The sequence below is a fragment of the Rathayibacter sp. AY1A5 genome (assembly GCF_002930875.1).
GTDB lineage: Bacteria > Actinomycetota > Actinomycetes > Actinomycetales > Microbacteriaceae > Rathayibacter.
In genome coordinates this window covers 261,584-269,910 of sequence record NZ_PSTM01000001.1, presented here as the reverse complement: position 1 = coordinate 269,910, position 8,327 = coordinate 261,584, and the positions used below count along the sequence as shown (strand labels likewise).

Sequence of the window (8,327 nt, the reverse complement as noted above, 5' to 3'; positions counted from 1 at the left end):
CCCGCCGGCCGCGGGCGGGGCGCGGAGGAACGGGAGGCGCCCGCCCGCGGCCGGCGGGTGCTCCCGCCCGCTCGGGGCGACGCGCGCGCGACGCTCCCGGCGGCGTCGGAGGTGCGTGAGAGGCTGGAGCGTGCCCATCGACTTCACCGCCATCGACTTCGAGACCGCCAACTCGCACGGGGCCTCCGCCTGCTCCGTCGGGCTCGTGAAGGTCCGCGACGGCCGCGTCGTCGACCGCGCCGGCTGGCTCATCCGCCCGCCGCTGGGGTACGACGACTTCCTCGAGTGGAACACGCGCATCCACGGCATCCGCAAGCACGACGTGCACGCCGCCGCCTCCTGGGTCGACCAGTTCGCCGACCTGGCGGCCTTCGCCGGCGAGGACGTGTTCGTCGCGCACAACGCCGGCTTCGACATGGGCGTCATCCGCGCGGCCTGCGCGGCGACCTCCCTCGAGCACCCCGAGTACGACTACCTCTGCTCGCTGCAGCTCGCCCGCAAGACGTACGAGCTCGACTCCTACCGCCTCCCCATCGTCGCCATGGCCGCGGGCTTCGAGGACTTCCGCCACCACGACGCGTCGGCCGACGCCGAGGCGTGCGCCGCGATCGTCGTGCACGCGGCCCGGCGGCACGGCGCCGCGAGCATGGCCGAGCTCGGCGAGCTGGCCGGCGTCTCCGTGAAGCGCCTGCGCCCGAAGGCTCCCGTCGCCGCCTGACGTCCGTCGTGCCGAGCCTGCTCGAGACGATCGGCTCAGCCGCGGGGGTCGCCGAACCAGGTGCTGAAGATGCGCCAGAAGTTCCGGTTCCCGTAGGCCGAGCAGTCGTCGCCCTCGCCGTAGAGGTTCGCGAGCGCCGCCGCGTTCGGCTGGTACGGCGTGTAGTAGTAGAGACCCGCCGTGGCCGCGTTGGCGATCGTCACCGGGGCGGTGCCGCAGGACTCGTCCGGGGAGTAGCGGACGTCGCCGGCCGCGCCGACCGGGTACCAGTCGAAGCTCGAGTCCGGATTCCGGTAGCGCTGGAACTGCCACGCCGCTCCGTACACCTGCGCCGCGAAGCCGTAGGAGTCCGTGTCGCAGTCGGCGGTGTCCGGGCAGCCGTAGCCCGTGGCACTGCGGAACTGCCGCTCGCTCGGCTCCGGATCGGTCACGAGCGACTGCTCCTTCTGCAGCAGCACCAGGAGGACGGCCGGATTCACGTCGCACGCGCCGGCGACCGAGGTGATGATCTCCGCGGCCGGGACGTCGCGTCCGGCGGGCAGCGCGTCGCACTGCTCGTCGGCCGTGATCGCCGCGGTGTCCTCGGCGTAGTCGCGCAGGCACGGCACCGGCCCGCCCGCGCAGTCGGGGACGCGGGCGTCGAGGAACGCCTGCACCGTGAGCGGTCCGAGCGCGTCGCCGTCGAAGAAGACCTCGTCGGAGATCAGGTCGCCAGGGTCGAAGTCGGCCGCGACGGGGCCCGGCTGGAGGAAGGTCCACAGCCGGACGGTCTGCGGCTCGGACGGCACCGCGGCGAGGCGCGTGCCGTCGACGGACCCTCCCAGCAGGAGCGCCACCAGCGCCCCGACGACGGCGACCGCACCGCCCCGCCGGCGTCGGAGGCCGGTCGGGGACGGTGCGGTCGGGGTCATCCCTCCACGCTAGTGGCGGGGTCGCGGGCGATCAGCCGCAGGGGGTGAGCCGCGCGACGTCCTCCGAGAGGGTGGTGGGACCGCCGAGGAGGACGACCCGGTGAGCTCCCGACTTCGCGATGTCGGTCAGGACGGCGCGGGGCACGCAGGTCGTCGGCACGGCGAACAGCGGGCTGTTCGAGTAGCCCGCCGCCGTGGCTCCGGCGAGGGCGTCGGGGAAGTTCTCGCCCGTCGCAAGGAACACGGTCTCGGCCCTCGAGAAGGCGGCCCGGTTCAGCTGCTCCGATGTGTCGTAGCGGTCGACTCCGCCGATGCGGGTGATCGTCGGCACCGGAAGCGAGTTCTTGATCCCCTCGCTCACCGACAGGGGGCTGCCCGCGATGGTGAGGTTCTGCACCTTGAGCTTCGAGAGGATGCCCTTCGTCACGGCGTCGGCCGTGCTGCCGGTGCCGTTCACGAGGACGACGGGTGCGTCGACGGAGCCGGCCGCGGCGCTCGCGCCGAGCGCGTCGGGGAACTTCTCGCCCGTGGCGAGCCAGGCGCGCGACGAGCCGCTCGGGAACGCGCTCTGGATGATGAGCCTGGACGTGTCGTAGCGGTCCTTCCCTCCGATGCGGTCCACCGTCGGCGAGTAGGACCTCAGCTGGTTCAGCAGGCCGTCGCCGACGCTCAGTGCGGAGCCGACCACGACGATCCTCGCCGGCTTGAGCCGGCTGAGCTCGTCGCGAACGGGCTGCGACATCGAGTCGCGGTCGACCAGGAGCAGCGGACCCTTCTGCTTGGCCGCGACCGGGGCGGCGCTCAGCGCGTCGGGGAAGTTCGCGCCGGTCGCGATGTAGACGACGGGGACGTTCGGGCCGAAGACGGCCTTCGAGATCGCGACGGCGGTGCCCTGGCGGTCGGTGCCGGCCAGACGCAAGACGTCGATCCCGGCCGACGTGCTCACGGACGAGCAGCCGAGATCCTTCCGGCCGGGGCCCCGGGAGTCGCCCGTGCCGACCCAGCGGTTCCAGTCGACGGAGTCGGCGGAGACGCAGACCTGGTAGGTGCCGGGTGCCGAGACGGGCGTGGTGGCGCCGAAGCCGTGGGCGCGGCCGGCGACGGAGTACTCGCCCGGGATGTCGCCGCGGTCGCCGTTCGCGGTCTGCGTGCGGACCGTGCGGGTGCCGTCGGGGCCGGTCACCGTGACCGTCGTGGTCAGCGCGGCCTGCTGCGTCGTCGGGTCGACGGCCCAGCCGGACACGCTCAGCGTGCTGCCCGAGATGCGCGGGGCGTCGACGCGTCCCGCGGGGGCGATCCCGGCGTTGGCCAGGGTGCCGTTCGGGTTCCAGTCGCTGAAGAGGTACCAGAAGTTGATGTTGCCGTATGTCGCGCAGGCCGCGTTGCCGGAGCCGGTGAGCGCGTAGTCGTTGGGCTGGTACGGCGTGTAGTAGTAGAGGTCGGCCGTGGCCTGGTTGCGGATGGTGACCGGCGAGGAGCCGCACGCGGTGCTCGGGTAGTAGGCGACGTTCGGCGTCGTGCCCGGAGCGTAGGTGGTGAAGTTCGAGCCGGAGCCGGGCGGGTTGGCGTAGCGCTTGAACTGGCGGGCCGCGCTGTAGACCTGCGTGAAGAAGCCCGCCGAGCCGGGGTCGCACGCCGCGGTGTCCGGGCAGTTGTAGCCGGTCGCCTTGGCGTAGTCCTCGGGGCTCGGCGTCGTGTCGGTGACGAGGCTCCGCTCCTTCTGCACGAGCACGACCAGGGCGAGCGGGTTGATGCCGCAGGCCAGGCCGACGCGCGTGAAGATCGAGGCCGACGACTCGCTGCCGGAGCCCTGGTAGGCGCTGCACATCGCGTCCGCCGCCTTGGACGGCGTCGCCTGCGAGAAGTTCTTGAGGCAGGGGGCGGTGCCGGCGGTGGAGCACCGGCTGCCCTTCTCGTTCAGGAGCGACTGCACCTGACCGGTGCTCAGCGCGTCCCCGTCGAAGAACTGGGCGTCGCTGACGATGAAGCCGGCGCGGAAGCTCTTCGTCTCCTCGGCGCTGTACTGCGTCGACTGGTCCGGGACGCCGAGGTCGGCGCGGTCGAGGGACGCGTCGAGAGCGCCGGTCTCGACCGAGACGGTCGACGGCGCGTCCTCGGCGGCGGAGGCGGAGGTGATCGGGACGAGGGCGGTGCCGAGCCCGACGGCGAGAGCGAGCGCGGCCGTGAGCAGGCGCGATGAGCGGTGGTGATTCCCCATGATCGCGAAGTCTACGAGGCGGTCGCAGGGCGTCCTGGCCCTCGTTCGGTGGTCGTGGCGCGTCGATCGCTCGATGTCGGAGGTGCGTGGTGTCATCGGCGGCATGGATCTCTCCTTCGTCCTCGGCCTGGTGGTCGGTGCGCTCCTCGCGGGAGTCGTGGCCGTCCTCCTCGCCCGCTCCCGCACGCCCGACGCCGCCCTCGCCCTCGACCTCGCGACGGCCCGCGCCCGCGCGGAGGGCCTGGAGGAGCGGCACGAGGCCGTCGTCGAGCAGCACCGCGAGCACCTCGGCTCCGCCCGCGACCAGATCCGCGAGCTCCAGGAGCAGCTGCGCGTCGTCGCCGAGCGCGAGCGGCACGACGCGCGCATCCTGCAGACCCTCTCCCCCGTCGCCGAGAGCCTGCGCGGCATGCAGGAGGCGGTCGGCCGGCTCGAGCGCGAGCGCGCCGCACAGTTCGGGGCGATCACCGAGCAGCTCGAGGGACAGCGGGCGGCGGGCGAGCAGCTGCGCTCGACGACCGAGACCCTCGCGTCCGCGCTCCGCTCCACCACGAGCCGCGGCGCCTGGGGCGAGACGCAGCTGCGGAACGTCGTCGAGGCCGCCGGGCTCACCCAGCGGGTCGACTTCGACGTGCAGTTCGGGCTCGAGGGCGAGGCGGGCCGCGGCCGCGCCGACATGGTGGTCCGCCTGCCCGGCGGCAAGGCGATCGCCGTGGACGCCAAGGTGCCGTTCGACGCGTACCTGGAGGCGAGCGCGATCCCCGCGGGCGCCGGCGGAGAGGAGGAGGCGCGGCGCGCGGGGCTCCTGCGCGCGCACGTCCGCGCCCTCCGCGGCCATGTGGACGCGCTGGCCGCCCGCTCCTACTGGACCGGTCTCCCGGCGAGCCCCGAGTTCGTCATCGCGTTCGTGCCGAGCGAGCCGCTGCTCGCGAGCGCGCTCGACGCCGACCCGAGCCTGCTCGAGTACGCGTTCCGCAAGCGCGTCGCCCTCGCCTCGCCCGTGACCCTGTGGTCGGTGCTGAAGACCGTCGCCTACACCTGGCAGCAGGACGTGCTCACCGACGACGCCAAGCGCCTGCTCGACCTCGGCAAGACGCTCTACGCCCGTCTCGGCACCCTCGCCGACCACGCCGAGGGCCTGCGCCGCTCGCTCGAGAAGACGGTCGACTCCTACAACGCCTTCGCCGGCTCGCTCGAGAGCCGCGTGCTGGTCACCGCGCGCCAGTTCGACTCCCTCGACGAGTCGCGCGTCATCACCCCGGTCGGAGGAGTCGCCTCCTCGCCGCGCCGCCTCACCGCCGTCGAGCTGCTCGCCGCGGAGGACGAGTCCGAGCGGAGCGCGTAGGGTCCCCGGTCCCACGCTGAGCGATCACCGGGGGCGCGCAGGCCGCGCGCGAGCGGCGCCGTCCATCCGGCTCGACACCCGGACGACCGCGGCTCGCGACGGCGCTCCGCCTCCGCGGCTCGGCGGAGGAGCGCCCGCGAGGCGTCTCGAGACCCGCCGCGGCCCCGCCCGCTCGCCTCGGTGACCGAGGCCGGTGTCCTTCCGCGTCCTGCACGCCGAGACGCCGCCGCACTCGACGAGTGCGCCGTCAGCGGAGCGGCGCCTCGGCAGCAGTGCGGCGTCTCTGAGAGAGCGTGACGGCCTAGACCCACTTCTCCGCGAGGTGCTGGGCGGTCACGCGGCGGATGGTGCCCGAGCGGGAGCGCAGCACGATGGACTCCGTCGTGATGACGTGGCCCTCCTTGCGCACGCCCTTCACGAGCCCGCCGTTCGTCACTCCGGTCGCGACGAAGTAGGTGTTGTCGCTGCGGACGAGGTCGTTGGCGTGGAGGACGCGATCGACGTCGTGGCCGGCGTCGATGGCGCGCTGGCGCTCGTCGTCGTCCTTCGGGCGGAGGATGCCCTGGATCACTCCGCCGAGCGCGCGGATGGCGCAGGCCGTGATGATGCCCTCGGGCGTGCCTCCGGTGCCGACGCACATGTCGAGTCGGGAGTCGTGGCGAGCGGCGTTGATGCCGCCCGCGACGTCGCCGTCGAGCAGGAGGCGCGTGCCGGCTCCGGCCGCGCGGATGTCCTCGATCAGCTGAGCGTGGCGCGGGCGGTCCAGCACCGCGATGCGCATCTCCTCGACGGGCTTGCGCTTGGCGCGGGCCAGGGCGCGGATGTTCTCGCCGATCGGGCGCTGGATGTCGATGATCCCGACGCCCTCGGGCCCGGTGACGATCTTCTCCATGTAGAACACGGCGGAGGGGTCGAACATCGCGCCGCGGTCGGCGACGGCGATCATCGAGAGCGCGTTCTGGCGCCCGGCCGCGGTCAGCGAGGTGCCGTCGATCGGGTCGACGGCGATGTCGGCGGCGGGCCCCGAGCCGTTGCCGACGTGCTCGCCGTTGAAGAGCATGGGCGCGTTGTCCTTCTCGCCCTCGCCGATCACGACGACTCCGTCGAAGTTCACGGTCCCGAGGAAGGTGCGCATGGCGTCGACCGCTGCGCCGTCGGCGGCGTTCTTGTCGCCCTTGCCGATGAAGGGCACGGCGCGGATCGCGGCGGCCTCGGTGGCGCGGACGAGCTCCATGCCGAGGTTGCGGTCGGGGTGGAGGTAGAGCGAGTCGTTGTCGATCACAGAGCGGAGTCCTTCGTCGTCGAGTTCGTGCACGTCGTCGCAGGACCCGCGAGCGGATCCCCATCCCTGCCCGAAGCCTAGTCCAGGGCCCTCCACGAGCGGAGGGACCGCGGAGGGGCGCCTCGCTAGACTCGTCCGCGACGCGGGCCTCGCCCGACCCCCCTTCGTTCATCCGTCAAAGGAGATGCCATGCCCGTCGCTACCCCGGACCAGTACGCAGAGATGCTCGACAAGGCGAAGGCGGGCGGCTTCGCCTACCCGGCGTTCAACGTCTCGTCGTCGCAGACGATCAACGCGGTCCTCCAGGGCCTCACCGAGGCGGGCTCGGACGGCATCATCCAGGTCACCACCGGAGGCGCGGACTACTTCGCCGGCCACACCGTGAAGAACCGTGCAGCCGGCGCGATCGCCTTCGCGAGGTTCGCGACCGAGGTCGCCAAGAACTACCCGGTCACGGTCGCGCTCCACACCGACCACTGCCCGCAGAACGCGCTCGAGGGCTTCGTCTACCCGCTGATCGCCGCCTCCGAGGAGGAGGTCAAGGCCGGTCGCGAGCCGCTCTTCCAGTCGCACATGTGGGACGGCTCCGCGGTCCCGCTCGACGAGAACCTCGCCATCGCGAAGGAGATCCTCCCGCGCGTCAAGAACATCAACGCCATCCTCGAGGTCGAGATCGGCGTCGTCGGCGGCGAGGAGGACGGCGTCTCGCACGACATCAACGAGCACCTCTACACCACGCTCGACGACGCGATCGCGACCGTCGAGGCCCTCGGCTTCGGCGAGCAGGGACGCTACATGGCCGCCCTCACCTTCGGCAACGTCCACGGCGTCTACAAGCCGGGCAACGTCCGACTGCGCCCGGAGCTGCTCCGCGAGATCCAGGACGGCCTGCAGGCGAAGTACGGCACCGGCGCGCTCCCCCTCGATCTCGTCTTCCACGGCGGCTCGGGCTCGACCGACGAGGAGATCGCCGAGGCGGTCCGCAACGGCGTCGTCAAGATGAACATCGACACCGACACGCAGTACGCGTTCAGCCGCTCCGTCGCGGACACCGTGCTGAAGAACTATGACGGCTTCCTCAAGGTCGACGGCGAGGTCGGCAACAAGAAGGTCTACGACCCGCGCTCGTGGGGCAAGATCGCCGAGACCGCGATGGCCGCGCGCGTCGCCGAGGCGACCCGTCAGCTCGGCTCGGCCGGGAACTCCGGGAAGTAGGGCACCGCTCCGTGACGAACGCACACGATCAGCCGGGCGACAGGCGTCCGGAGCCACAGTACGGCGAGTACGCGCCGCCCGGCTGGTCGTGGCAGCCGCCGGAGGACGCCGTGGTCGTCCCCGACCCGCGGGGGTCGGAGACCGATCCGAGGCCCGCGACCGCTCCGGCCGCGAAGCCGGTCGCGCATCCCGTCGACCGCCTGCTCACGATCGTGCTGCTCGCGCTCGGCGTGTTCTTCGCCGTGCCGACGCTGCTCGATCCCTCGAGCTTCGCGACGACCCTCCAGGAGCTCTACCGCTCCCAGGGCATCGGCACCTACGCGTCTCCGGAGCTCGCGCGGATCCTCGGCGTCGTGGTGGCGCTCGCGCAGTCGCTGATCGTCGCCTTCGCGGTGTGGATCTCGATCCGGCGGCTCCGCGCCGGCAAGCGCGCCGTGCTCGTCCCGATCGTCGGGATCGCGGCGACCGTGCTGCTCTCCCTGATCGTCGCGGCGATCGCCATCCTGGGCGACCCGACGTTCGCGGAGTACGTCACGCGCATGTCGGGCTCGCAGGGCGGCGCCGGCACCGACGTCTAGCGTCGATCCCCGTTCCACCGCACACGGAAGAGGCCGCCGCTCCCGAGGGAGGGCGGCCTC

The 8,327-nt window shown here is 72.4% G+C and carries 7 protein-coding genes; 4 read left to right on the top strand and 3 right to left on the bottom strand.

Features of this window, described 5'->3' with window-relative positions:
* Window positions 1-130 precede the first annotated feature (130 nt).
* The gene (locus C5B98_RS01280) at window positions 131-718 is read left to right on the top strand and encodes an exonuclease domain-containing protein (protein ID WP_104327163.1); all 588 of its coding nucleotides are present in this window, start codon (window positions 131-133) and stop codon (window positions 716-718) included.
* Between the two features lie 35 nt (window positions 719-753).
* Here the strand turns inward: C5B98_RS01280 and C5B98_RS01275 are convergent, their stop codons facing one another.
* Both C5B98_RS01275 and C5B98_RS01270 read right to left on the bottom strand, forming a co-directional pair.
* Window positions 754-1,629 (bottom strand): hemagglutinin, encoded by an 876-nt coding sequence (locus C5B98_RS01275; RefSeq protein WP_104327162.1) that lies wholly within the window; start codon window positions 1,627-1,629, stop codon window positions 754-756.
* A gap of 31 nt (window positions 1,630-1,660) precedes the next feature.
* Complete coding sequence (locus C5B98_RS01270) at window positions 1,661-3,847, bottom strand: cell wall-binding repeat-containing protein (protein ID WP_146076853.1); 2,187 nt, start codon at window positions 3,845-3,847, stop codon at window positions 1,661-1,663.
* A 103-nt stretch (window positions 3,848-3,950) separates the two neighbouring features.
* Here C5B98_RS01270 and C5B98_RS01265 point away from each other — a divergent pair, with 103 nt between their 5' ends.
* Window positions 3,951-5,192 (top strand): DNA recombination protein RmuC, encoded by a 1,242-nt coding sequence (locus tag C5B98_RS01265; RefSeq protein ID WP_219812256.1) that lies wholly within the window; start codon window positions 3,951-3,953, stop codon window positions 5,190-5,192.
* Window positions 5,193-5,493: 301 nt separating this feature from the next.
* On the opposite strand, the gene glpX is transcribed toward C5B98_RS01265, so the two are convergent.
* Window positions 5,494-6,426, bottom strand: coding sequence for a class II fructose-bisphosphatase (glpX, locus tag C5B98_RS01260; RefSeq protein WP_104225661.1), 933 nt, complete (start codon window positions 6,424-6,426; stop codon window positions 5,494-5,496).
* 237 nt (window positions 6,427-6,663) lie between these two features.
* Between glpX and fbaA the strand changes: the two genes are divergently transcribed.
* Complete coding sequence (gene fbaA / locus C5B98_RS01255) at window positions 6,664-7,689, top strand: class II fructose-bisphosphate aldolase (RefSeq protein ID WP_104327160.1); 1,026 nt, start codon at window positions 6,664-6,666, stop codon at window positions 7,687-7,689.
* Between the two features lie 11 nt (window positions 7,690-7,700).
* Window positions 7,701-8,267 (top strand): DUF6264 family protein, encoded by a 567-nt coding sequence (locus tag C5B98_RS01250; protein WP_146076852.1) that lies wholly within the window; start codon window positions 7,701-7,703, stop codon window positions 8,265-8,267.
* Window positions 8,268-8,327 lie beyond the last annotated feature (60 nt).

Coding starts and splice junctions, on each gene's coding strand:
- C5B98_RS01275 (WP_104327162.1), bottom strand. CDS start 1,629: ATGACCCCGACCGCACCGTCCCCGACCGGCCTCCGACGCCGGCGGGGC.
- C5B98_RS01270 (WP_146076853.1), bottom strand. CDS start 3,847: ATGGGGAATCACCACCGCTCATCGCGCCTGCTCACGGCCGCGCTCGCT.
- C5B98_RS01265 (WP_219812256.1), top strand. CDS start 3,951: ATGGATCTCTCCTTCGTCCTCGGCCTGGTGGTCGGTGCGCTCCTCGCG.
- glpX (WP_104225661.1), bottom strand. CDS start 6,426: ATGGAGCTCGTCCGCGCCACCGAGGCCGCCGCGATCCGCGCCGTGCCC.
- fbaA (WP_104327160.1), top strand. CDS start 6,664: ATGCCCGTCGCTACCCCGGACCAGTACGCAGAGATGCTCGACAAGGCG.